Origin of the sequence: Streptomyces sp. CT34 (assembly GCF_000805335.1) — a bacterium.
In the GTDB taxonomy this organism is placed as follows: Bacteria; Actinomycetota; Actinomycetes; order Streptomycetales; family Streptomycetaceae; genus Streptomyces.
The window spans coordinates 3,749,932-3,774,585 of sequence record NZ_KN708638.1 but is presented as its reverse complement, the minus strand read 5'-3'; the positions used below and the strand labels follow the sequence as shown (position 1 = coordinate 3,774,585).

The following is a 24,654-nucleotide window of genomic DNA, read 5'->3' as shown; positions in this document are numbered from 1 at the left end:
GCGAGCACGGACCATGACTGGCGAGCCCGGCCCACGGCGCGGAGTGGGTGCTACGGATTCTCGAGTGGGTGCTACGGAATCTGGGGTGCGAAAGCGGTGCGGAGCGGTGCGGTGCGATGGGCGGGCGGACGCGCGAGAACTGCTCGGGGGAGCGGGCGAGTGCCAAAGGCTGGGAGATGTGGTGGCCGCACAAGGGCGGCGGCCGCCAAGTGGGTGCGGCGTGCCAAGGGCTCGGAGATGCGGGGCCCCTCTTGGGCCCGATGAGTAGGCGTCAACAGCCGGGCGCGATGGGGTATATGGGCGTTAAGGATTCATTAGCGCCAACTTGTCGCACGTCAGGGCGCCGTCAAGGGAAGCGGAGCGAGACATTCAGCCCTGCAAGATCGTAAGCGCGGGGACGGCCGGACCGGCCGCTCACGATGCGCTACGCAACGCTGGACCGCCCGGATGTTCTGAGGGGGGCATACGGCCGTCCCCGACCAGCCCCAGGCAGCAGCCCCAGGCCGGCAGCGGGCGCGTGGTACGGCCGTCCTCGACCAGCCCAGGCAAGCCGAGGGCGCGCGGATCGGCCGTCTCCGACTGACCGACGCGCAGCGATTGACCGACGCGTGACAACCGACCGAAGTGCGGTTGCCGGCCGAGGCGCGGCGGCCGACCGAAGCGCGGCGACTGACGGATGCGCGGTGGCTGGCCGAGGCGCGGCGACCGACGGAGGTGCGGTGGGTGACCGCAGCGTGGCCGCCGACCGACGCGTGGCCGCCGACCGAAGCCCGGTGGCTGACCGAGGCGCGGTGGGGTTCCGGGCTCGGTGTGCCGCCCGGTGCGGGGGGCGGTCGTCGCACGGTGGACAATGGCCGGGTGACCCGAGCATCCCTGGACAAGCAGCCGCACGAAGTCGCCGCGATGTTCGACGACGTGGCGGCTCGGTACGACCTCACCAACGACGTGCTCTCCCTGGGGCAGGCGCGGCGGTGGCGCAAGGAGGTGGACCGCGCGGTGGCCGCTCGCCCGGCGGAGCGGGTGCTCGACCTCGCGGCCGGTACCGGCACCTCCTCGCTGCCGTTCGCGGCCACCGGTGCGTACGTCGTGCCGTGCGACTTCTCCGTCGGGATGCTGGCCGAGGGCAAGAAGCGGCGCCCGTGGCTGCCGTTCGCGGCGGGGGACGGGACGCGGCTGCCGTTCGCGGACGGCGTGTTCGACGCCGTCACGATCTCCTTCGGGCTGCGCAACATCCAGGACACCGACGTCGCGCTGGCCGAGCTGTACCGCGTGACCAAGCCCGGTGGGCGGGTGGTGATCTGCGAGTTCAGCGAGCCGACGTGGGCGCCGTTCCGGACCGTGTACACCGAGTACCTGATGCGGGCGCTGCCGCCGGTGGCCCGGGCGGTCAGCAGCAACCCGGACGCCTATGTCTATCTCGCGGAGTCCATCCGCACCTGGCCCAACCAGCCCGAACTGGCCGCGCGGCTCCAGGCGGCGGGTTGGACCAAGGTCGCCTGGCGCAATCTGACCGGTGGTGTCGTGGCGCTCCACCGGGGGACGAAGCCCACCGGCTGAGACTCGTTTCCGCCGGCAGGCGCTCTGAGACTCGTTTCCGCCGGCAGGCGCTTCAACGGGCGACGTGCCAACGGGTCAAGGCGTAAGCCTGCCAAGGCGGAAGCCTGCCAACGCGTAAGCGTGCGATGTGCCGGGGCCCGCTCGCCACGTACCTCCGGTACGAATACGAGCGGGCCCCGGTTTTGGGTTACCCCAGTTTTGGGTTACCGGTTTTGAGTTGTCCGGGCCCCGGGAGCCCAGTGTGTCCACCTGTCCACTCGGGGTGTCCACCCGGGCCCCTGGAGTCCTGCGTGTCAGGGCTCCAGGGGCCCGGGTTCTCCCGGCGGGTCGGTTCCCGCCGGGAGAACCCGGCCAACTGGCGGGGCTACTTCTTGAACGCGTAGTCCATCAGCTTCTTCGCGTCCGCCGTGCGGGTGCCGATCGACGAGGAGGCGAGGACCGTGCCGATGACCGTCCTGCCGCCGCGGGTGGCGGCGAACACCAGGCAGTACTTGGCCTCCGGGCCCGAGCCGGTCTTGACGCCGATGGTGCCCTTGTAGCTGCCGAGCAGGTTGTTGGTGTTGGTCCACGACATGTAGCGGTAGCCGCCGCTCTTCGTCATGACCTTCTGCTTGGTCGACTTGGTGCCCACGACCGTGCGGAACGTGGAGAACTTCATCGCGCTGCTGGCGATCTTGGTCAGGTCGCGCGGCGTCGAGTAGTTCTTGCCACGCCCTATGCCGTCGAACGAGTCGAAGTGGGTGTTCTTCAGCCCCAGGCTCTTGGCGGTGGCGTTCATCTGGCCGATGAACGACGCCACCCGGGCGTCCCGGGTCGAGCCGCTGCCGAACTTGTCGGCCAGCGCGTACGCGGCGTCGCAGCCGGACGGGAGCATCAGCCCGTAGAGGAGCTGACGTACCGTTACCTTGTCGCCGACGATCAGATGCGCCGACGAGGCCCAGTTGTTGTTGACGATGTAGTCGCTGTACGCCTTCTGGATCGTGACCTTCGAATCCAGGTCGAGGTTCTTCTGCGCGAGCACCACCCGGGCCGTCATGATCTTGGTGGTGGACCCCGTGGCGCGCCGGGTGTCCGCAGCCTTGCTGTAGAGGGTCGTCCCGCTGCCGTTGTTCATCACGAAGCCGCCGGGGGCGTTGATCGTGGGCGTCGGGAGGGCAGCGGCCTGCGCCTGGGAGCTGAACGCCCCGGCGGTCAGGACGGCTCCGGCGGTGACGACGACCGCGGAAGCGCGACGAATGCCCTTAATGCCTTTGATGCCGATTTTCAAAGTGGATGCTCCAAATACCCCTGCAGTGCGGTCACTTGAGAATGCCGCTCACTGGTGAGACGTGCGGGGTGGGGCAATGGATGCACGCGGCCGGGCGGTATTTTTCGCCGTCTTGTCACCGCCTGGTCGCCGCGTTCGCATGTTCGGCGTGTTCGGCGTGTTGGACGTGTTCGCTGGTTTCGTCGTCTTTCGCGCCCTGTTCACGTTTCGCGCCCTGTTCACGGCCGCGTTCACGGCAGTGTTCCCGGCCCTGTCCACGGCCGTGAACAGGGCAGTGTCCACGGCCGTGTTCCTGGCCGGGTCCCTGTCGGTCCGGCTCCATGGCCGGGTAGGCGCACCGCCCCCGCCGGTGGCCGGTCGCAGGTCCTGCCGGTGGCCCGTCACAGGTCCAGGTGGTAGCAGTACGCCTTCCGCCCGTCCGTCGGCCTCAGCAGCGTCTCCGTGTGGCGCATCCCCAGTCGTCGGGTCACCGCTGTCGAGCGCTCGTTGCGGGCGTCCACCACCGCGACGACCCGGCGCACCCCGGCCGCCCGTACGGCATCCAGGGCCGCCCGCGCCGCCGCCGTGGCGTACCCCTTGCCCCAGTAGGCGCGGCCGAGCCTCCATCCGATCTCGATCTCGCCGGCCGGGCCCCACTCCTGCGGCCACGGCTGGGCGCCGGTGAACCCCATGACCGCGCCGTCCGCCGGGTCCAGGAGCGTATAGAGGCAGAAGCCCCGTTCGGCGTGGTGGCGGCGCTGGCGGGCGGTCAGCTCCTCGTAGACGGAGAGTTCGGCGGGGGCGCCGCGGAGGAACTCCATCACTTCGGGGTGGTGGAAGACCCGGTGCCAGTTCAGTGCGTCCTCTTCGGTGGGGACGCGGAGTTCGACGGCGGGAAGGGCGGTGGGAAGGGTGGGGCGGGGGCCGGTCGGGCCCGTCGGGTCGGTCGGGTCGGGCTCGGGCTTCATGGGACAACCCTTCGGTTTCCGATTACCAAGGCCCCCATAGACTGCACGTGCCCAGTGCCGGTCGGCACCCAGATATCCAGATATCGACTTCCGGGAGACAACGCCGTGACCGAGTCCGCGTCCGTGACCGAGTCCGTCACCGAGTCCGCGGCAACGCCGCGTTCGGAGCACCGCGCGGATGTGATCGTCGTCGGCGCCGGGCCGGCCGGCTCGGCCACCGCCTACCACCTCGCCAAGTCGGGGCTGGACGTCCTCCTGCTGGAGAAGACCGCGTTCCCGCGCGAGAAGGTCTGCGGCGACGGGCTCACCCCGCGCGCCACCAAGCAGCTGGTGGCGATGGGCATCGACATCTCCGAGGAGGCGGGCTGGCTCCGCAACAAGGGCCTGCGCATCATCGGCGGCGGCTCGCGGCTCCAGCTGGACTGGCCGGACCTCGCCTCCTACCCGGACTACGGGCTGGTCCGCAAGCGCGACGACTTCGACGAGCAGCTGGCCCGGCAGGCGCAGAAGGCCGGTGCGCGGCTCCATGAGCGCTGCAACGTGGGCGCGCCCATCGTCGACGAGCTGACCGGCCACATCACCGGTGTGCACGCCCGGCTCGGCGAGGAGAAGATCCCGGTCACCTTCCACGCCCCGATCGTGGTCGCCGCCGACGGCAACTCCACCCGGCTCTCCCTCGCCATGGGCCTGCACCGGCGCGAGGACCGCCCCATGGGCGTCGCGGTCCGTACGTACTTCACCTCACCCCGGCACGACGACGACTACCTGGAGTCCTGGCTCGAGCTGTGGGACCGCCGCGGCGCGCAGGACCGGCTGCTGCCCGGGTACGGCTGGATCTTCGGCATCGGCGACGGCACCTCCAATGTGGGGCTGGGAGTGCTGAACACCTCGGCCTCCTTCAAGGAGTTGGACTGGCGGGAGGTCCTCAAGGCGTGGTGCGCCTCGATGCCGGCCGAGTGGGGCTACACCCCGGAGAACATGACCGGCCCGATCCGCGGCGCCGCTCTCCCGATGGCGTTCAACCGCCAGCCCCACTACACCAAGGGCCTGCTCCTGGTCGGTGACGCGGGCGGGCTGGTCAACCCGTTCAACGGGGAGGGCATCGCGTACGCGATGGAGTCCGGCGCGATCGCCGCCGAGGTCATCGTGCAGGCGCAGGCCCGTGCCACGTACGCCCAGCGCGAGCTGGCGCTGCACCGCTACCCGAAGGTCCTCAAGGACACCTACGGCGGCTACTACTCCCTCGGCCGTGCCTTCGTGAAGCTGATCGGCAACCCGAAGGTCATGCAGATCGCCACCCAGCGCGGTCTGACCCACCCGCTGCTGATGCGCTTCACGCTCAAGATGCTCGCCAACCTCACCGACCCGACGGGCGGCGACGCGATGGACCGGATCATCAACGGGCTGAGCAAGGTCGCGCCGAAGGCGTGACGCGGCCGGCGCGGCGTCTCGCGGGCCTCGGCTCGGGAGCCTCGGCCGGCGGGCGTTCTCCGGGGCCTCGGCCGGCGGGCTTGCCTACCGGACTTCGGATACCGGGATGCGTCTCTCCCCGCACCTACTGAACCGCGTCTGACCAGGCGCGATGCGGCCCGCGGGCCGGTCCCGGAAAAAGGGGGCCGGTCCGTCGTCACATTCTCCGGGCGGGATCCGTCAGTGCAGTGACGGCGAGAAGCCGGCAGGGCTCGCCGGCTGGATTCCGTAGATTCCGTAAGGAGAGCAGTGATGGGTGCACGGATGAAGAACCCCGCGGTGGTCATTCCGGAGGCCATGCAGCCGCTCCTCAACGTGGCGAAGGCGTCCCGCAGCGGTGGGGTGCCGGAGGAGACGCTGGAGCTGGTGCACCTGCGGGCGAGCCAGATCAACGGGTGCAGCTTCTGCGTCGACGGCGGGGTCAAGAGCGCCCGCAAGACGGGAGTCGGCGACGACAAGCTGTTCGCGGTGGCGGCCTGGCGGGAGGCGCCGTACTTCACCGACGCCGAGCGCGCCGCCCTGGAGCTGGCCGAGTACGCCACCCGCCTCGCCGACCGGTCCGACCCGGTGCCGGACGCGGTCTGGGACGCGGCCTCCCGGCACTTCGACGAGCGCCAGCTCGCCTCCCTCGTCCTGACGATCGGGCTGACGAACCTGTTCACCCGCCTCAACGCCACGCCCCGGCAGCCCGCCGGTGCCGGCTGGTGAAGTGAGGCACGACCGACGCGGGGCCGCTCCATACGGGGCGGCCCTTCCGCGTACCGCGCACAGTCTGTGGATACGGCGGCGGGCACACCGGCGAGCTGACCCCGCCGCCGTCCGCAAGGAGGGCCCGGCCGCAGGAGTATCCGACCGCCGGCCGCGCCATCCGCGCCGGCCACGGCATCCACGAGGCCGCGCCATCCACGGCATCCACGCCGGCCACCGCGCTCAGTTCAACGCCGACCCGCCCGCGTTCCTCGCGAGCTGACGGGTGGCCCGGTGGCCGGCGTGGACGTCCGCCCCCACGGCGAAGGGCCGCCCCTCCCGAGCGGGGGAGGGGCGGCCCTTCAGGGCTTTCCGGGGTGCGGGGTCTCAGAGGACGCGCACCGCGCCGGTGGGCTGGTCGTAGCTGAGCGGGCGCTCGACGATGCCGGTGCTCGGGTTCTGGGCGCCGATGAAGTTGCCGCCACCGACGTAGACGGCGACGTGGTAGGCGCTGCCCGCGCTGCCCCAGTACAGGATGTCCCCGACCTGGAGGTTGCCGAGGCTGACCGGGGTGCCGGTGGTCGACTGGCTCTGCGAGACACGCGGCAGGTCGACGCCGATCTGGGCGAACGCGGCCTGGGTCAGGCCGGAGCAGTCGTACGAGGACGGGCCGCTGGAGCCGAGCACGTACGCCTTGCCGAGCTGCGACTTGAGGAAGGCGATGAGGGTGGCGGCGCTGCCGGTCGCGTTGGAGGTGGAGAGCGTGGTGCGCTCGTCGGAGCGCGAGGCGCGGGCCTGGGTGGCTTCCTTGGCCTTGCGGGCCTCGGCGGCGGCCTTCTTCGCCTCGGCCTCGGCTTCGGCCTTCTTCTCGGCGGCGGCCTTCGCCTTGTTCGCCGCCTTGTCGGCCTTGGCGGCGGCGGCGTCGCGGAGCGCCTGGCGCTCGTAGTTGAACGCGGCCTGCTGGGCGGCGTCCGCGCTCTCGGTGGCGCTGGTGGCCAGTGCCGCCGTGATGGTGGGTATCTCCTGGGTTTCGGAGACGGGCCTTTCGACGGCGTTGGCCGGCACGGTCGTGCCGGTGACCGCGAGGGTGAGGAAGCCACCGGTCACGCCCGCACGCAGGGCCCGCGAGGACGCGGAACGGCGGGGCTTCCGGTGGCTGGGTATGAGTGCGTTCGGGGACATGGCACCACGGCTATCAGGAGCCGCAGGTTGCTGCCAACAAAGGTGCAGTACGCCACACTTGACGCGTACGCGACGAACAAAACGGACTTTTGACTGCCCGCCGTTTCGTCGGCGCGATGTCCGGAATTCGCGATCATGTTCCTACGCACGGCATTTGACGCTCGGTGCGGGCTCCGAGGGTGCTTACCACTTCCTCATCCGCCACGACAAGGCTTCCCGGGCGTCAAGGACTTAGTGCTTCAAATCGCGTGGGATAGGTCACTCGTGAGTGTCCGTTATGTTCCCGTGACCGAGTGGCCGGCCGGTCGCCGATCGGAAGTCGGCCGGTGGTCGATCAGGGGTCGGTCGGGAGTCGGCCACCCGCCCGCCGGGTCCGTCGGGCGCGCTCGTGAATCGGGGCACGCACCGACGATCACGGCCGGGTCACGAGCGGATCACGTCTACGGGCCCGGCGCATATAGCAGTTGATTTCGTCCGGTGCCAATTTGCTTGCAATGCATGCCATTTGATAATGCGGCGTCCGCCCTGACCAGCGGTAACCTTGGCGGATATCACCTCTAGTGATCACTGGCGAGCGTCGTGTAAGGAGATCACCGGGCGTCTGGTTCCATGATCCTTCGTCAGGTGGTGAAGATCACAAAGTCGTTGTCTCACCCCGTGTCGCAGATCACAGAGCGACGGGCATAAGATGCAGGCATTCGGGCTTGTGAACTGCCTCACATAGGCACGATCTCCACGGGGCAGCCGGTAAGCCCGAGCGGACCGCCATCCAGTCATCGTCGACTGAAGGGAGCGAGGACGGTGAACGCTTACGCGCCCATCCTCGTACTGGGAGCCCTCGGGGCAGGCTTTGCGATCTTCTCCGTGGTCATGGCCACGCTCATCGGCCCCCGGCGCTACAACCGGGCCAAGCTCGAAGCGTACGAATGCGGAATCGAGCCGACGCCGCACCCGTCCGGCGGCGGTCGCTTCCCGATCAAGTACTACCTGACGGCGATGCTCTTCATCGTCTTCGACATCGAGATCGTCTTCCTCTATCCCTGGGCCGTCACCTTCGACGCCCTGGGGCTGTTCGGGCTCGTCGAGATGCTCCTCTTCGCGCTCACCGTCTTCGTCGCCTACGCCTACGTCTGGCGGCGTGGCGGCCTGGAATGGGACTAGGGGTCACCAATGGGACTGGAAGAGAAGCTGCCCAGCGGCTTTTTGCTGACCACTGTCGAGCAGGCCGCGGGCTGGGTGCGCAAGTCATCGGTCTTCCCCGCGACCTTCGGGCTGGCCTGCTGCGCCATCGAGATGATGACCACCGGTGCCGGGCGCTACGACCTGGCCCGCTTCGGCATGGAGGTCTTCCGCGGCTCCCCGCGGCAGGCGGACCTGATGATCGTGGCCGGCCGGGTGAGCCAGAAGATGGCGCCGGTCCTGCGGCAGGTCTACGACCAGATGCCGAGCCCGAAGTGGGTGATTTCCATGGGGGTTTGCGCCTCGTCGGGCGGCATGTTCAACAATTACGCGATTGTCCAGGGCGTCGACCACATCGTGCCCGTCGACATCTATCTGCCGGGCTGCCCGCCGCGCCCCGAGATGCTCATGGACTCCATCCTCAAGCTCCACCAGAAGATCCAGAGCAGCAAGCTCGGGGTCAATCGGGTGCAGGCGGCCCATGAAGCGGAGGAAGCGGCGCTCAAGGCACTCCCGCTGATCGAGATGAAGGGCCTGCTGCGGTGAGCGAGCCGAAGAACCCCGAGACCCCGGACCGGCCGGACGAGGCCGTCCCGGCGCAGCGCGCCGACACCGGCGAGGTGATCGGCCCCCGCCGCGGGATGTTCGGTGCCAACAACGGCGGTGACACCTCCGGTTACGGCGGGCTGGTGCGGTCCGTCCGGCTGCCCGGCGCGAGCGCGCGGCCGTACGGCGGGCCGGCCGGCGGCGGAGAGTACGGAGCGTTCGACGAGGTCGCCGACGAGCTGGAGGGCGCCCTGGACGAACAGGGCCTGGTGCCCGAGAACGTCATCGAGAAGACCGTCGTCGACCGTGGCGAGATCACCTTCCACATCGCCCGGGAGTGTCTGCCGGCCGTCGCCCGGACGCTGCGCGACGACCCCGCGCTGCGCTTCGAGCTCTGCACGGGCGTCAGCGGCGTCCACTACCCCGGCGACCAGGGCCGCGAGCTGCACGCCGTCTACCACCTGCGCTCGATCACCCACAACCGGCTGATCCGGCTGGAGGTCTCGGCCCCGGATGCCGACCCGCACGTGCCCTCGCTCGTCGAGGTCTATCCGACCAACGACTGGCACGAGCGCGAGACCTACGACTTCTTCGGCCTCGTCTTCGACGGGCACCCGGCGCTCACGCGGATCATGATGCCGGACGACTGGCAGGGCTTCCCGCAGCGCAAGGACTACCCGCTCGGCGGCATTCCCGTCGAGTACAAGGGCGCCCGGATCCCGGCTCCCGACCAGCGGAGGTCGTATTCCTGATGAGCACTCCCAGCGAGGCGTCCCGCGCAACCCCCCGCGAGACCACCGAAGGCACCGTCTACACCGTCACCGGCGGCGACTGGGACGAGGTCGCGGCGGGCGCCGCGAAGTCCGACGACGAGCGGATCATCGTCAACATGGGGCCGCAGCACCCGTCCACCCACGGCGTGCTCCGGCTGATCCTGGAGATCGACGGCGAGACCGTCACCGAGGCCCGCTGCGGCATCGGCTACCTGCACACCGGTATCGAGAAGAACCTCGAATACCGGACCTGGACGCAGGGCACGACGTTCGTGACGCGGATGGACTACCTGACGCCCTTCTTCAACGAGACGGCCTACTGCCTGGCCGTGGAGAAGCTGCTCGGCATCACCGACCAGGTGCCCGACCGGGCCTCGGTCGTCCGCGTACTGCTGATGGAACTCAACCGGCTCTCCTCCCACCTGGTGGCCATCGCCACCGGCGGCATGGAGCTGGGCGCCACCACGATCATGATCTACGGCTTCCGCGACCGGGAGCTGATCCTCGACATCTACGAGCTGATCACCGGCCTGCGGATGAACCACGCCTACATCCGCCCCGGCGGCCTGGCCCAGGACCTGCCGCCGGGCGCCGTCGACCAGGTGCGGGCCTTCGTCAAGAAGATGCGCAGGAACCTCGTCGAGTACGACAAGCTCGCCACCGGCAACCCGGTCTTCAAGGCGCGCCTGGAGGACGTCGGCTACCTCGACCTGGCCGGCTGTATGGCTCTCGGAGCCACCGGGCCCATCCTCCGCTCCGCCGGACTGCCCCATGACCTGCGCAAGACGCAGCCGTACTGTGGATACGAGAACTACGACTTCGAGGTGCCGACAGCCGACACCTGCGATGCCTACGGCCGGTTCCTGATCCGGCTGGAGGAGATGCGCCAGTCGCTGAGGATCGTCGAGCAGTGCCTGGACCGGCTGGAGCCCGGGCCCGTGATGGTCGCGGACAAGAAGATCGCCTGGCCCGCCCAGCTGGCCCTCGGCCCCGACGGCCTCGGCAATTCCCTCGACCACATCAAGAAGATCATGGGCACCTCGATGGAGGCCCTGATCCACCACTTCAAGCTGGTGACGGAGGGCTTCCGGGTCCCACCAGGACAGGCGTACGCCGCCGTCGAGTCGCCCAAGGGCGAGCTGGGCGTCCACGCGGTCAGCGACGGCGGCACCCGCCCCTACCGGGTGCACTTCCGCGACCCGTCCTTCACCAACCTGCAGGCCATGGCAGCGATGTGTGAAGGCGGCCAGGTCGCCGACGTCATCGTCGCCGTCGCGTCCATCGACCCCGTGATGGGAGGCGTCGACCGGTGAACGCCACTCCGGCACGCAATGACGTCCAGCACGACGTCCAGCTGGGCATGCCCCAACTCCCGGCCCCGGACTACCCGGCCGACGTACGGACCCGGCTGGAAGCGGACGCCCGGGAGGTGATCGCCCGCTACCCCGACTCGCGCTCGGCGCTGCTGCCGCTGCTGCACCTGGTCCAGGCCGAGGAGGGGCACATCACCCGCACCGGCATCCGCTTCTGCGCCGAGCTGCTCGACCTCACCACCGCCGAGGTCACCGCGGTCTCGACCTTCTACTCCATGTACCGCCGCCGGCCGAGCGGCGACTACCAGGTCGGGGTCTGCACCAACACCCTGTGCGCGGTGATGGGCGGCGACGCCATCTTCGAGGACCTCAAGCACCACCTCGGCATCGGCAACGGCGAGACCACCGAGGACGGCGCCATCACCCTCGAACACATCGAGTGCAACGCCGCCTGCGACTTCGCCCCCGTCGTGATGGTCAACTGGGAGTTCTTCGACAACCAGACCCCGCAGTCCGCCCGGCGGCTCGTCGACGACCTGCGGGCCGGCCGGACCGTCCGGCCCACCCGCGGCGCTCCGCTGTGCACCTTCAAGGAGACCGCCCGGATGCTCGCCGGCTTCCCGGACCGGCGGCCGGGCGTCGTCGAGGCCACGGGCGGCGCCGGCCCCGCCTCCCTGATCGGACTGCGCCTGGCCAAGGGCGAGGTGGCCCCGGGCCACGCGGACCACGTCGTCTCCCCGCGCACCACCGCGGACGGCCCGCCCGACGAGGCCGGCCCATCCGCCGCAACTCCGGACGGAGGGGCTCCGCCCCGCAGTGACGATGCCGCCGGCCCGACGGGCGAGGAGGGGGAGTGATGACCGTGGCAGCCGAATTCGGCGGCACCTCCCGGTCGCAGGCCGGAGGTGCGGCCAGCCCGGAGAAGGTACTCGCCCCCGTCCTCTCCGCGTTCTGGGACGAGCCCGAGTCCTGGACGCTGCGGACCTATCTGCGCCACGAGGGCTACGAGGGCATGCGCAAGGCCCTCGCGATGGCCCCGGACGACGTCATCGCCTACGTCAAGGACTCCGGGCTCCGCGGCCGTGGCGGCGCCGGCTTCCCGACCGGGATGAAATGGCAGTTCATCCCGCAGGGCGACGGCAAACCGCACTATCTCGTTGTCAACGCCGACGAATCGGAGCCCGGGACCTGCAAGGACATCCCGCTCCTCTTCGCGAACCCGCATTCCCTCATCGAGGGGATCGTGATCGCCTGTCATGCGATCCGGTCGAACCTTGCCTTCATCTATCTGCGCGGTGAGGTCGTGCCCGTACTGCGCCGGCTGCACGAGGCCGTGCGCGAGGCGTATGCGGCGGGCTTCCTCGGAAAGAACATCCTGGGGTCGGGACTCGACCTGGACGTGGTCGTGCACGCGGGCGCCGGCGCGTACATCTGCGGTGAGGAAACCGCACTGCTGGATTCCCTGGAAGGCCGTCGCGGACAGCCCCGTCTGCGTCCCCCTTTCCCCGCGGTGGCCGGCCTCTACGCCTGCCCCACTGTCGTGAACAACGTCGAATCCATCGCGTCGGTTCCCGCGATCCTCAACAAGGGCAAGGACTGGTTCAGGTCGATGGGCAGCGAGAAGTCCCCGGGCTTCACGCTCTACTCGCTCAGCGGCCATGTCGCCAACCCCGGCCAGTACGAAGCCCCGTTGGGCGTCACGCTGCGCCAGCTGCTCGACATCAGCGGCGGGATGCGGCCCGGCCACCGGCTCAAGTTCTGGACGCCGGGCGGCTCTTCGACGCCGATGTTCACCGACGAGCACCTCGACGTGCCGCTCGACTACGAGGCCGTCGGCGCGGCCGGTTCGATGCTCGGCACCAAGGCGCTCCAGTGCTTCGACGAGACCACCTGCGTGGTCCGGGCGGTCACCCGCTGGACCGAGTTCTACGCGCACGAGTCCTGCGGCAAGTGCACGCCGTGCCGTGAAGGTACGTACTGGCTGGTGCAGTTGCTGCGAGACGTCGAAGCAGGCCGCGGCCGGCTCGAGGACCTCGACAAGATCGACGACATCGCCGACAACATCAACGGCAAGTCCTTCTGCGCCCTCGGCGACGGCGCCGCCTCGCCGATCTTCTCCTCGCTCCAGTACTTCCGCGAGGAGTACGAGCAGCACATCACCGGCAAGGGCTGCCCGTTCGACCCCGCCAAGTCGACCCTCTGGGCCGGCACCGACGCCCACCTGGGGGTGACTGCATGACCGTCACGACGAATGCGCCCTCCGGGGGCGGCCAGGCCGCGGTTCCACCGGAGGACCTGGTCACCCTGACGATCGACGGCATCGAGATCTCCGTCCCCAAGGGGACGCTGGTCATCCGCGCCGCCGAACTCCTCGGCATCGAGATCCCGCGCTTCTGCGACCACCCGCTGCTGGACCCGGCGGGCGCCTGCCGGCAGTGCATCGTCGAGGTGGAGGGCCAGCGCAAGCCGATGGCCTCGTGCACCATCACCTGCACCGACGGGATGGTGGTCAGGTCGCAGCTGACCTCGCCGGTGGCCGAGAAGGCCCAGCGCGGGGTGATGGAGCTGCTGCTGATCAACCATCCGCTGGACTGCCCGGTCTGCGACAAGGGCGGCGAGTGCCCGCTGCAGAACCAGTCGATGCAGGTCGGCGACCCGGACAGCCGCTTCGAGGGCAAGAAGCGCACGTTCCGGAAGCCGGTGCCGATCTCCACGCAGGTGCTGCTGGACCGCGAGCGCTGCGTGCTGTGCGCGCGCTGCACCCGCTTCAGCAACCAGATCGCCGGCGACCCGATGATCGAGCTGATCGAGCGCGGCGCCCTCCAGCAGGTCGGCATCGGGGAGGGCGACCCCTTCGAGTCGTACTTCTCCGGGAACACCATCCAGATCTGCCCGGTGGGAGCGCTGACGTCGGCCGCGTACCGCTTCCGCTCCCGCCCGTTCGACCTGGTCTCCTCGCCGTCGGTGTGCGAGCACTGCGCGGGCGGCTGTGCGACCCGTACGGACCACCGCCGCGGCAAGGTCATGCGGCGGCTGGCGGCGGACGACCCCGAGGTCAACGAGGAGTGGATCTGCGACAAGGGGCGGTTCGCCTTCCGGTACGCGCAGCAGCGGGACCGGCTGGAGCACCCCCTCGTACGGGACCCGGAGTCCGGTGAACTGGAGCCGGCGGGCGGGCCCGCCGCCCTGGAGGCCGCGGCCCGCGGACTGGCCGCAGCCCGGGGGCGGGCCGGGGTGCTGACCGGCGGCCGGCTGACCGTCGAGGACGCCTACGCGTACGCCAAGTTCGCCCGGATCGCGCTGCACACCAACGACATCGACTTCCGGGCCCGGCCGCACAGCGCCGAGGAGGCCGACTTCCTGGCCGCCAGGGTCGCCGGCCGCGGCCGGGACCTCGGCGGAGGGGACGGTGTCACGTACACCGCGCTGGAGAAGGCACCGGCCGTGCTGCTGGCCGGAGTCGAGGCGGAGGAGGAGGCGCCCGGCGTCTTCCTGCGGCTGCGCAAGGCGCACCGCAAGAGCGGCCAGCGCACCTACGGGCTGGCGAGCCACGCCACCCGCGGACTGATCAAGGCGGGCGGCACGCTGCTCCCGGCGGCGCCCGGTACGGAGACCGAGTGGCTGGACGCGCTCGCGGGCGGTGTCGGGCTGGACGGCGCGGGGCGGGTGGCGGCCGAGGCGCTGCGCGCGGACGGTGCGGTGATCATCGTCGGCGAGCGGCTGGCGACGGTGCCCGGCGCGCTGACCGCCGCGATCCGTACCGCCTCCGCGACCGGTGCCCGCCTGGTGTGGATGCCGCGGCGGGCGGGTGAGCGGGGCGCGGTCGAGGCGGGTGCGCTGCCCGGTCTGCTGCCCGGCGGGCGCCCGGCCACCGATCCGCGGGCCCGGGACCAGGTCGCCGCCGCCTGGGGTGTGGCCGCGCTGCCGCACCGGCACGGGCGGGACACCGGCCAGATCGTCGAGGCCGCGGCGACCGGTGAGCTCGGCGCGCTGCTGGTGGCGGGCGTCGAGGTCGCCGATCTGCCCGATCCGGCACGGGCGTTGACCGCGCTGGACGAGGTCGGGTTCCTGGTCAGTCTGGAGCTGCGGCCCTCCGAGGTCACCGAGCGGGCGGATGTGGTGCTCCCGGTGGCGGCCGTGGTCGAGAAGGCCGGAACGTTTCTCAACTGGGAGGGCCGGGCCCGGCAGTTCGAGGCCGCGCTCAAGCCGGACCAGATGACCCGGCGGCTGCTCCAGCCGGACGCCCGGGTGCTCCAGATGCTCGCCGACGCCATGGACGTCCATCTGGCGCTGCCGGACCTGCGGGCGGTGCGCCGGGAGCTGGACCAACTGGGCGGCTGGGGCGGCCCGTTCGCCGGCGATCCGGTGGAGACGGGGCGTGGGCTGCCCCGCCCGGACGCCGGCGAGGCCGTGCTGGCGGGTCACCGGCTCCTCCTGGACCAGGGGCTGCTCCAGGAGGGCGACGAGGCGCTGGCCGGCACCCGGCACGCCGCACTCGCCCGGCTGTCGGCCGCCACCGCCGAGGAGACCGGCGTCGAGGACGGCGACCTGCTGGCGGTCACCGGACCGGCCGGATCGGTCCAACTGCCGCTCCGTATCACGCGGATGCCCGACCGGGTGGTGTGGCTGCCGCTGAATTCCGTGGGCGGCGGTGTGGCCGCCGACACCGGGGCGCTCCCCGGTGACCTGGTGAAGGTCTCCGCCGTCCCCGGTACGCCGGCGCCGGCCAAGGAGGTGGACGCATGATGCAGGGGTTCGGTCATCCGGTGGCCGCGCTGGCCCAAGAGGACCTGTCGATGTTCGGGCGCGACCCGTGGTGGCTGATCGTCGTCAAGGCGGTGTTCTGCTTCGCGTTCCTGATGCTGACGGTGCTGTTCTCGATCGTCTGGGAGCGCAAGGTCGTCGCCTGGATGCAGCTGCGGATCGGCCCCAACCGGCACGGCCCCTGGGGGCTGCTCCAGTCGCTCGCCGACGGCGTCAAGCTGATGCTGAAGGAGGACCTGGTCGTCCGGCGCGCGGACAAGGTGGTCTACGTCCTGGCGCCGGTCGTGGCGGCCATCCCGGCCTTCATGGCGATCGCGGTGATCCCGTTCGGCCCGGCCGGCAACGAGATCTCGATCTTCGGCCACCGCACCCCGATGCAGCTCACCGACCTCCCGATCGGCATCCTCTACATCCTGGCCACGGCCTCGGTCGGCATCTACGGCATCGTGCTGGCGGGCTGGTCCTCCGGGTCGACGTATCCGCTGCTCGGCGGCCTGCGGTCGTGCGCGCAGATGATCTCGTACGAGATCGCGATGGGGATGTCGTTCGCGGCGGTGTTCCTCTACTCCGGGTCGATGTCGACGTCGACCATCGTGGAGTCGCAGCAGAGCAAGTGGTACGTGCTGCTGCTGCCGGTGTCCTTCATCATCTACATCGTCGCGATGGTGGGGGAGACCAACCGGGCGCCGTTCGACCTGCCGGAGTCCGAGGGCGACCTCGTCGGCGGCTTCAACACCGAGTACTCGTCGATCAAGTTCGCGATGTTCATGCTCGCCGAGTACATCAACATGGTCACCGTCTCGGCCGTCGCGGTCACCCTGTTCCTGGGCGGCTGGAAGGCGCCCTGGCCGATCTCCACGTTCTGGGCGGGCGCGAACCACGGCTGGTGGCCGATGCTCTGGTTCGTCGTCAAGGTGCAGCTGCTGCTGTTCTTCTTCATCTGGCTGCGCGGCACCCTTCCCCGGGTGCGCTACGACCAGTTCATGAGGCTGGGCTGGAAGGTCCTGATCCCGGTCTCGCTGGTCTGGCTGATGCTCGTCGCCACCGTCCGGGCGCTGAAGAACGCGGGCTACGACTTCTCCCAGATCGTGCTGTACGTCGCCGGCGGCGCGATCGTGCTGCTGCTGATCTCGCTGCTCGTGGACTTCTTCCGGCGCGGCGCGGTGGAGGAGCCGGACGGCGAGGGCGCCTTCGATCCGATGGCGGGCGGATTCCCGGTACCGCCGCTGCCCGGCCAGAGCCTGCCGCCGGTGCCGCGCAGGCGCCCGCGCCGGGACCGCGAGTTGATTGTCAGTGGTCGGGTGGACACTGTGAGTGACGGAAATGAGACCGACGGAAAGGGGGGCGACGGTGCCTGAGTTCCAGAACCCCGTGGCCGGCTTCGGCGTGACCTTCAGGGCCATGTTCAAGAAGCGGCTGACCGAGCAGTATCCGGAGGAGAAGAAGCCGACGGCGCCGCGCTTCCACGGCCGGCATCAGCTCAACCGGCATCCGGACGGGCTGGAGAAATGCATCGGCTGCGAGCTGTGCGCCTGGGCCTGCCCGGCGGACGCGATCTACGTCGAGGGCGCGGACAACACCGACGAGGAGCGCTACTCCCCGGGCGAGCGGTACGGCCGCGTCTACCAGATCAACTACCTCCGCTGCATTCTGTGCGGCCTGTGCGTGGAGGCCTGCCCGACCCGCGCGCTGACCATGACCAACGAGTACGAACTCGCCGACAAGTCCCGCGAATCGCTCATCTACACCAAGGAGGAGCTGCTCGCGGGCCTCGACGACGCGATGGTCGACACCCCGCATGCGATCTATCCGGGCATGACGGAGCGCGACTACTACAACGGGCTGGTGACCGGGGCCGCTCCGGGGACGGTCCGCCAGGCGGCGGTCTCCAAGGGCGAGAAACCGGCGTCCGCGGAAGCGGAAGCGGAAGCGAATGCGGACCCGGACCCGGACGCGGCGGCGGCCGGGCAGGACGCCCGGGAGAAGGGGGCCCACGCATGACCGCTCTCGCCGCCGCCACGACCTCCTCGGGGGAGGCCGTGCAGTTCTGGCTCCTGGGCATCGTCGCCGTCGCCGGCGCACTGTGCACGATCATGATGAAACGGGCCGTGCACAGCGCCCTTTCGCTCGCCGGGACCATGATCGTCCTGGCGGTCTTCTATCTGGCCAACGGCGCCTACTTCCTCGGCGTCGTGCAGATCGTGGTCTACACGGGCGCGATCATGATGCTGTTCCTGTTCGTCGTGATGCTGGTCGGTGTCACCGCCGCGGACTCCCTCAAGGAGACCCTCAAGGGCCAGCGCTGGCTCGCCGCCGGGCTGGGCCTCGGCTTCGGCATCCTGCTGATCGCCGGTATCGGCAACGCCGCGATCAAGCAGTTCAACGGCCTGGGCGACGCCAACGCCGGCGGCAATGTGCAGGGCCTGGCCGCGCTCATCTTCACCAAGTACGTCTTCGCCTTCGAACTCACCGGCGCGCTGCTGATCACGGCGGCCGTCGGCGCGATGGTGCTCACCCACCGGGAGCGTACGGAGCGCGCCAAGTCCCAGCGGGAGCAGTCCGAGGCGCGGGTCCGCGAGGGCAAGCAGGTGCCGCCGCTGCCCGCCCCCGGCGTCTACGCCCGGCACAACGCCGTCGACATCCCCGGCCTGCTGCCGGACGGCACCGCGTCCGAGCTGACCGTCAGCCCGACGCTGCGGGAGCGCGGCCAGGTCCGCGATGTCTCGGGTGAGTCGCTGGCCGAGCTGAAGGCGCTGGAGCAGCGCTCCGAGGACCGGCTGGGGCGGGGCTCCGGCGAGGCGGAGCCGGGACCGTCGGGTCCCGCGGCGCCGAAGGAAGGGGCCCAGAAGTGAACCCGGTCAACTACCTCTATCTCGCCGCCCTGTTGTTCACCATCGGCGCGGCCGGAGTGCTGATCAGGCGGAACGCCATCGTGGTGTTCATGTGCATCGAACTGATGCTGAACGCCTGCAATCTGGCCTTCGTCACCTTCTCGCGGATGCACGGGAATCTGGACGGCCAGATCATCGCCTTCTTCACGATGGTCGTCGCCGCGGCCGAGGTCGTGGTCGGCCTGGCGATCATCGTGTCGATCTTCCGCACCCGTCATACGGCCTCGGTCGACGACGCCAGCCTGATGAAGCTGTAAGGGGTCGCACAAAGTGGAGAACTTGATCGCGCTGCTCGTCGCGACACCGCTGGTCGGTGCGGCCCTGCTGCTGTGCGGCGGCCGGCGCCTGGACCGCGCCGGCCACTGGATCGGCTCGCTCTTCGCGGTGGCCTCGTGCGCCGTCGCGGTGGTGCTCTTCGCCGACATGCTCGGCAGGAGCGCCGAGCACCGCACCCTGCACGAGCACCTGTTCAGCTGGATCCCGGTCGGCGGCTTCCGGGCCGATCTCGCCTTCCAGCTCGACCAGTTGTCGATGACCTTCGCCCTGCTGATCACCGGTGTCGGATCGCTGATCCACATCTACTCGATCGGCTATATGGCGCACGACGAGCGGCGCCGCCGCTTCTTCGGCTATCTCAACCTCTTCCTGGGGGCGATGCTGCTGCTCGTCCTCGCCGACAACTACCTGCTGCTGTACGTCGGTTGGGAGGGTGTCGGCCTCGCCTCGTATCTCCTGATCGGGTTCTGGCAGCACAAGCCGAGCGCGGCCACCGCCGCCAAGAAGGCGTTCCTGGTCAACCGCGTCGGCGACATGGGCCTGTCCATCGCCGTCATGCTGATGTTCACGACGTTCGGGACCTTCGCCTTCGGCCCGGTGCTCGCCTCGACGGGCGCCACGAGCGAGGGCAGACTGACCGCCATCGGGCTGCTGTTGCTGCTGGCCGCCTGCGGCAAGTCGGCGCAGGTGCCGCTCCAGTCCTGGCTGGGCGACGCGATGGAGGGCCCGACGCCGGTGTCCGCGCTGATCCACGCCGCCACGATGGTCACCGCCGGCGTGTATCTGATCACCCGCTCCGGGGCGATCTTCAATGCCGCGCCGGACGCCCGGACGGCGGTGGTCGCGGTCGGAGCGGTCACCCTGCTGTTCGGTGCGATCGTCGGTTGCGCCAAGGACGACATCAAGAAGGCGCTGGCCGGTTCGACGATGTCGCAGATCGGCTACATGGTCCTGGCCGCCGGGCTCGGCCCGGTCGGCTACGCCTTCGCGATCATGCACCTGGTCACCCACGGCTTCTTCAAGGCGGGCCTCTTCCTCGGCGCCGGCTCCGTCATGCACGGGATGAACGACGAGGTGGACATGCGCCGTTACGGCGGTCTGCGCAGCCACATGCCCATCACCTTCGTCACCTTCGGCCTCGGCTATCTGGCGATCATCGGCTTCCCCGGACTGTCCGGCTTCTTCTCCAAGGACAAGATCATCGAGGCGGCGTTCGCCCAGGGCGGCACCGAGGGCTGGATCCTCGGCGGCGCGGCCCTGCTGGGCGCCGCGATCACCGCGTTCTACATGACCCGGGTGATGGTGATGACGTTCTTCGGCGAGCGGCGGTGGGATCCGGAAGAGGTCCATCCGCACGAGTCACCGAAGGTCATGACGCTCCCGATGATCGCGCTGGCCGTCGGATCGGTCTTCGCGGGCGGGCTGTTCAGCATCAACGACACCTTCGTCACCTGGCTGCAGCCGGTCACCTCGTTCGCGCACGGCCACTCCCCGGTGAGCGCCGGTGTGGTCACCGCCGCCACGATGGTGGTGCTGGTCATCGGCGTGGGCATCGCCTGGCAGATGTACGGCCGCAAGGAGGTCCCGGCGCTCGCCCCGCGCGGTTCGCTGCTGACCCGGGCGGCCCGCCGCGATCTGCTCCAGGACGACTTCAACCACGTCGTCCTGGTGCGCGGCGGGCAGCATCTGACCCGCACCCTGGTCTATCTCGACCACTCCCTGGTGGACGGTGCGGTCAACGGCACGGCGGCCTCGATGGGCGGACTCTCCGGCCGGCTGCGCCGGTTGCAGACCGGCTTCGTCCGCTCGTACGCGGTCCAGATGCTGGGCGGGGCCGCCGTTCTCGTCGCCGCGACCCTGCTGATGAGGGGTGTCTGAGCCATGGCAGCCTTTTCCTTCCCCCTGCTGACGGTGACCGCCGCGGTGCCGGCGATCGGTGCGATCGCCACCGCCGCGGTGCCCGCCGCCAGGCGCACCGCCGCCAAGTGGCTGGCGCTGCTGTTCTCGCTGGCCACCCTGGTGCTGGCGGTGGTGATCGCGGTCCGCTTCCGGCCCGGCGCCAAGGGCCCGTTCCAGCTGACCGAATCGCACGCCTGGATCCGGGACTTCGGGGTCCGCTACGACCTCGGGGTGGACGGCATCGCGGTCGCCCTGATCGGGCTGACCGCGCTGCTGATCCCGTTCGTCATCCTGGCGGGCTGGCATGACGCCGATCCCCTGGAAGGCGCGGTGCCCAACCGCCGGTGGCGCCCCACCCAAGGGTTCTTCGCGCTGATCCTGGCCGTCGAGGCGATGGTGGTCATCGCCTTCGAGGCCACCGACGTCTTCCTCTTCTACATCTTCTTCGAAGCCATGCTGATCCCGATGTACTTCCTCATCGGCGGCTTCGGGGACCGGGCCGGCCCGCACGGCGAGGAGCAGGCCGCCACCCAACGGTCGTACGCCGCGGTGAAGTTCCTGCTCTACAACCTCGCCGGCGGCCTGATCATGCTGGCCGCGGTGATCGGGCTGTACGCCGTCACCGCCCACCAGCTCGGCGCCGGCACCTTCTCGCTCCAGCAGATCGTCGAGGCGCGGGCATCCGGCCGGCTCACCCTCGGCACGGGCACCGAACGGCTGCTCTTCCTCGGCTTCTTCTTCGCCTTCGCGGTGAAGGCGCCGCTGTGGCCGCTGCACACCTGGCTGCCCAACGCCATGGGCGAGGCGACCTCCCCGGTCGCGGTGCTGATCACCGCGGTCGTCGACAAGGTCGGCACGTTCGCGATGCTCCGCTTCTGCCTCCAGCTCTTCCCGGCGGCCAGCAGCTGGGCCACCCCGGCCATCCTGGTGCTGTCTCTGATCAGCATCCTCTACGGCGCGCTGCTCGCGGTCGGCCAGCGGGACATCAAACGGCTGATCGCCTACGCCTCGATCTCCCACTTCGGCTTCATCATCCTGGGCATCTTCGCGATGACCTCCCAGGGCCAGGCCGGCGCGACGCTCTACATGGTCAACCACGGCCTCTCGACCGCCGCGTTGATGCTGGTCGCCGGGTTCCTGATCAGCCGCCGCGGCTCGCGCCTGATCGCGGACTACGGCGGCGTCCAGAAGGTCGCCCCGGTCCTCGCCGGCACCTTCCTCGTCGGCGGTCTGGCGACCCTCTCGCTGCCCGGACTGGCCCCGTTCATCAGCGAGTTCCTGGTCCTGGTGGGCACGTTCAGCCGCTATCCGGCCATCGGCGCCATCGGCACCCTCGGCATCGTGCTGGCCGCCCTCTACGTCCTGGTCCTCTACCAGCGGACGATGACCGGCGCGGTCCGGGCGGAGGTCGGCGGGATGCGCGATCTGAGGGCCCGGGAGCTGGTGGTGGTCGCGCCGCTGATCGCGCTGCTGCTCTTCCTCGGGGTGTATCCCAAGCCGCTGACCGACATCGTCAACCCGGCCGTCGGCCACACCCTGTCCGTCGTGGACAAGAAGGACCCCAAGCCCACCGTGCGGGTGACCGCCGTGCCCGGCCAGGGCCGGCCCGGCCAAGCCGTGCGTGACCAAGACGTGGAGGCCGCGAAGTGAGTCCCGTGGCAAGTGTCCACAGCCTGTGGACGGCGGCGGCCGGTGCGCCGGGCAGGATCCCGGCGCCGCGGATCGAGTACGCCCAGCTGTCGCCGACGCTCATCGTCCTCGGCGCCGCCGTGGCCGGCATCCTGATCGAGGCGTTCCTGCCGCGCCGCAGCCGCTATTACGCCCAGCTGCTGCTGTCGGTGGTGTCGCTGGCCGCCGCGTTCGCCGCGGTGATCGGCCTGGCGGCGGGCGGCTTCGGATCGTCCAGGGCGCAGCTGGCCGCGATGGGCGCCCTCGCCGTCGACGGCCCCGCGCTGTTTCTCCAGGGCACCATCCTGCTGGTGTCGCTGATCGCGGTCTTCACCTTCGCCGAACGCCGGCTCGACCCCACGGCGCACGGAAACCGCGTCGACTCCTTCGCCGCACAGCCCGCCGCCGTCCCCGGCGGCGCCGCCGAACAGGCCGCGGTCAAGGCCGGGTTCACCACCACCGAGGTCTTCCCGATCCTGCTCTTCGCGGTCGGCGGCATGTTGATCTTCCCCGCGGCCAACGACCTGCTGACCCTCTTCATCGCCCTGGAGGTCTTCTCCCTCCCGCTGTACATCCTGTGCGCGCTGGCCCGCCGCCAGCGGCTGCTCTCGCAGGAGTCCGCGGTCAAGTACTTCCTCCTCGGCGCCTTCTCGTCCGCCTTCCTGCTGTTCGGCGTGGCGCTGCTGTACGGCTACGCCGGCACGGTGACGTACGCCGGGATCGCCGAGGTGGTCTCGGACGGCGCCAAGCAGCTCGATCCGGCGCTGGCCGGCACGATGGGCAATGACGCGCTGCTGCTGATCGGAGGGGCGCTGCTGCTGATGGGCCTGCTGTTCAAGGTCGGCGCGGTGCCCTTCCACATGTGGACACCGGACGTCTACCAGGGCGCCCCCACGCCGGTGACGGGCTTCATGGCCGCCGCCACCAAGGTCGCCGCCTTCGGCGCGCTGCTGCGGCTGCTGTACGTCGTGCTGCCGGGGATGCGCTGGGACTGGCGGCCGGTGATGTGGGGCGTCGCGATCATCACGATGCTGGGCGGTGCGGTCATCGCCATCACCCAGACCGACATCAAGCGGCTGCTGGCCTACTCCTCCATCGCGCACGCCGGCTTCATCCTCGCCGGTGTCATCGCGGCCAGCAAGGACGGCATCTCCTCGGTGCTCTTCTACCTGGCCGCGTACTCCTTCGTGACGCTCGGCGCGTTCGCCGTGGTCACCCTGGTGCGGGACGCCGGCGGCGAGGCCACCCACCTGTCCAAGTGGGCCGGTCTGGGCCGCCGTTCACCGCTGGTGGCCGCGGTCTTCGCGGTCTTCCTGCTGGCCTTCGCGGGCATTCCGCTGACGTCCGGCTTCGCCGGGAAGTTCGCGGTGTTCAAGGCGGCGGCGGAGAGCGGCGCGGGCTGGCTGGTGGTGGTCGGTGTGATCTCGTCTGCCATCGCGGCGTTCTTCTACATCCGGGTGATCGTGCTGATGTTCTTCAGCGAGCCCAAGGCGGACGGCCCGACGGTCGCGGTGCCCAGCGTGCTGACGTCCACGGCCATCGCGGTCGGGGTCGCGGCCACCCTGGTGCTCGGCCTGGCGCCGCAGTACTTCCTCGGCCTGGCGGGCCAGGCGGGGGTGTTCATCCGCTGAGGGCCCTGCGGCCCGCCGGCGAACGGCCGCCGCCCGGTATCCCGTCGCGGGTCCCGGGCGGCGGCCGTTGTGCTGCGCGGCGGTCAGCTCTTCGGCAGGTCCGGGAGCTTCGGCATGTCGGGGATCTTCACGCTGCCGTCCTCGCTCTTGGTGTACTTCTCGGTCGGGCCGCCCTTCCACGAGACGGTCAGCGTCTTGCCGTCCGCGCTCGGCTTGAGGGTGCCCGTGGTGCGGGTGGTGTCCCCGTCGGTGCACTTGAGGACGGCCATGGTCATCCCGGCCATCTTCTCGACCTTGCCCATACAGGCGGACTTGTGGCCGTTGCTGAACGCGACGGTGCCCTTGGCGACCACGAGGACCAGCGGGCTCGACGCGGTGCCGCCCTTCCACGCGCCCTCGACCGCGGTGGCGCCCGATGCCTTGCCGTCGCCGCCGGGAGTCGACGGGGCGGCCTCCGGCGTCTTGTCGGGGGTGCTGCCGTCCTTGCCGCTGCCGCCGCTGCTGCCGCAACCGCTGAGCAGCAGCGCGGCGACGGCGACCGCCCCGGCGAACTGCGCTGCCTTGCGCACGTACGTCTCCTCCGTTGTGGGACAGGGACCCGTGA

Annotated in this window: 21 protein-coding genes; 17 read left to right on the top strand and 4 right to left on the bottom strand. The window is 70.0% G+C overall.

Features of this window, described 5'->3' with window-relative positions; all coding sequences use genetic code 11:
- Positions 1-858 precede the first annotated feature (858 nt).
- The gene (locus RZ84_RS16470) at positions 859-1,557 is read left to right on the top strand and encodes a demethylmenaquinone methyltransferase (RefSeq protein WP_043270039.1); all 699 of its coding nucleotides are present in this window, start codon (positions 859-861) and stop codon (positions 1,555-1,557) included.
- Positions 1,558-1,921: 364 nt separating this feature from the next.
- Here the strand turns inward: RZ84_RS16470 and RZ84_RS16465 are convergent, their stop codons facing one another.
- Positions 1,922-2,812 carry a D-alanyl-D-alanine carboxypeptidase family protein gene (locus RZ84_RS16465; protein WP_107068281.1) on the bottom strand — a complete coding sequence of 297 codons (891 nt, stop codon included), beginning with the start codon at positions 2,810-2,812 and terminating at the stop codon, positions 1,922-1,924.
- A 392-nt stretch (positions 2,813-3,204) separates the two neighbouring features.
- Positions 3,205-3,771, bottom strand: a complete 567-nt coding sequence (locus RZ84_RS16460; protein ID WP_078893825.1) for a GNAT family N-acetyltransferase — start codon at positions 3,769-3,771, stop codon at positions 3,205-3,207.
- Between the two features lie 105 nt (positions 3,772-3,876).
- Here RZ84_RS16460 and RZ84_RS16455 point away from each other — a divergent pair, with 105 nt between their 5' ends.
- Positions 3,877-5,202, top strand: a complete 1,326-nt coding sequence (locus tag RZ84_RS16455; protein WP_107068128.1) for a geranylgeranyl reductase family protein — start codon at positions 3,877-3,879, stop codon at positions 5,200-5,202.
- Between the two features lie 291 nt (positions 5,203-5,493).
- On the top strand, positions 5,494-5,949 hold the full coding sequence (locus RZ84_RS16450) for a carboxymuconolactone decarboxylase family protein (RefSeq protein WP_043264953.1): 456 nt from the start codon (positions 5,494-5,496) through the stop codon (positions 5,947-5,949).
- A 366-nt stretch (positions 5,950-6,315) separates the two neighbouring features.
- Here RZ84_RS16450 and RZ84_RS16445 read toward each other — a convergent pair whose 3' ends face one another.
- A complete protein-coding gene (locus RZ84_RS16445) occupies positions 6,316-7,110 on the bottom strand; it encodes a C40 family peptidase (RefSeq protein WP_043264952.1) in 795 nt (264 codons plus the stop codon).
- A gap of 801 nt (positions 7,111-7,911) precedes the next feature.
- Here RZ84_RS16445 and RZ84_RS16440 point away from each other — a divergent pair.
- Genes RZ84_RS16440 through nuoN form a run of 14 tightly spaced genes read left to right on the top strand, consistent with a single transcriptional unit; the run spans position 7,912 to position 24,050 of the window.
- The gene (locus tag RZ84_RS16440; RefSeq protein ID WP_043264951.1) at positions 7,912-8,271 is read left to right on the top strand and encodes an NADH-quinone oxidoreductase subunit A; all 360 of its coding nucleotides are present in this window, start codon (positions 7,912-7,914) and stop codon (positions 8,269-8,271) included.
- A 9-nt stretch (positions 8,272-8,280) separates the two neighbouring features.
- Complete coding sequence (locus RZ84_RS16435; RefSeq protein WP_043264950.1) at positions 8,281-8,835, top strand: NuoB/complex I 20 kDa subunit family protein; 555 nt, start codon at positions 8,281-8,283, stop codon at positions 8,833-8,835.
- Positions 8,832-9,587: an NADH-quinone oxidoreductase subunit C gene (locus RZ84_RS16430; RefSeq protein WP_043264949.1), complete on the top strand. Its 756-nt coding sequence runs from the start codon at positions 8,832-8,834 to the stop codon at positions 9,585-9,587. The genes RZ84_RS16435 and RZ84_RS16430 overlap by 4 nt, the downstream gene beginning before the upstream one ends.
- Positions 9,587-10,921: an NADH-quinone oxidoreductase subunit D gene (locus tag RZ84_RS16425; RefSeq protein WP_043264948.1), complete on the top strand. Its 1,335-nt coding sequence runs from the start codon at positions 9,587-9,589 to the stop codon at positions 10,919-10,921. Before RZ84_RS16430 ends, RZ84_RS16425 begins: the two co-directional genes overlap by 1 nt.
- Before the next feature lie 47 nt (positions 10,922-10,968).
- A complete protein-coding gene (gene nuoE, locus RZ84_RS16420; protein WP_052230494.1) occupies positions 10,969-11,778 on the top strand; it encodes an NADH-quinone oxidoreductase subunit NuoE in 810 nt (269 codons plus the stop codon).
- Positions 11,778-13,160, top strand: a complete 1,383-nt coding sequence (gene nuoF / locus RZ84_RS16415; RefSeq protein ID WP_043264947.1) for an NADH-quinone oxidoreductase subunit NuoF — start codon at positions 11,778-11,780, stop codon at positions 13,158-13,160. The genes nuoE and nuoF overlap by 1 nt, the downstream gene beginning before the upstream one ends.
- Positions 13,157-15,667: an NADH-quinone oxidoreductase subunit G gene (locus tag RZ84_RS16410; RefSeq protein ID WP_043264946.1), complete on the top strand. Its 2,511-nt coding sequence runs from the start codon at positions 13,157-13,159 to the stop codon at positions 15,665-15,667. The genes nuoF and RZ84_RS16410 overlap by 4 nt, the downstream gene beginning before the upstream one ends.
- A complete protein-coding gene (nuoH, locus tag RZ84_RS16405) occupies positions 15,664-17,043 on the top strand; it encodes an NADH-quinone oxidoreductase subunit NuoH (RefSeq protein ID WP_043264945.1) in 1,380 nt (459 codons plus the stop codon). The genes RZ84_RS16410 and nuoH overlap by 4 nt, the downstream gene beginning before the upstream one ends.
- Entirely contained in the window at positions 17,036-17,686 is a 651-nt protein-coding gene (gene nuoI, locus RZ84_RS16400) for an NADH-quinone oxidoreductase subunit NuoI (protein ID WP_043264944.1), read from the top strand. The genes nuoH and nuoI overlap by 8 nt, the downstream gene beginning before the upstream one ends.
- Positions 17,683-18,537 (top strand): NADH-quinone oxidoreductase subunit J, encoded by an 855-nt coding sequence (locus RZ84_RS16395; protein WP_043264943.1) that lies wholly within the window; start codon positions 17,683-17,685, stop codon positions 18,535-18,537. Before nuoI ends, RZ84_RS16395 begins: the two co-directional genes overlap by 4 nt.
- The gene (gene nuoK / locus RZ84_RS16390) at positions 18,534-18,833 is read left to right on the top strand and encodes an NADH-quinone oxidoreductase subunit NuoK (RefSeq protein ID WP_006604821.1); all 300 of its coding nucleotides are present in this window, start codon (positions 18,534-18,536) and stop codon (positions 18,831-18,833) included. Before RZ84_RS16395 ends, nuoK begins: the two co-directional genes overlap by 4 nt.
- A gap of 13 nt (positions 18,834-18,846) precedes the next feature.
- On the top strand, positions 18,847-20,730 hold the full coding sequence (nuoL, locus tag RZ84_RS16385) for an NADH-quinone oxidoreductase subunit L (protein WP_043264942.1): 1,884 nt from the start codon (positions 18,847-18,849) through the stop codon (positions 20,728-20,730).
- 3 nt (positions 20,731-20,733) lie between these two features.
- Positions 20,734-22,401, top strand: coding sequence for an NADH-quinone oxidoreductase subunit M (locus RZ84_RS16380; protein WP_043264941.1), 1,668 nt, complete (start codon positions 20,734-20,736; stop codon positions 22,399-22,401).
- Positions 22,398-24,050, top strand: a complete 1,653-nt coding sequence (gene nuoN / locus RZ84_RS16375; RefSeq protein ID WP_043264940.1) for an NADH-quinone oxidoreductase subunit NuoN — start codon at positions 22,398-22,400, stop codon at positions 24,048-24,050. The genes RZ84_RS16380 and nuoN overlap by 4 nt, the downstream gene beginning before the upstream one ends.
- 83 nt (positions 24,051-24,133) lie before the next feature.
- On the opposite strand, the gene RZ84_RS16370 is transcribed toward nuoN, so the two are convergent.
- Positions 24,134-24,619 carry a hypothetical protein gene (locus RZ84_RS16370; RefSeq protein ID WP_043264939.1) on the bottom strand — a complete coding sequence of 162 codons (486 nt, stop codon included), beginning with the start codon at positions 24,617-24,619 and terminating at the stop codon, positions 24,134-24,136.
- Between the last annotated feature and the right edge of the window lie 35 nt (positions 24,620-24,654).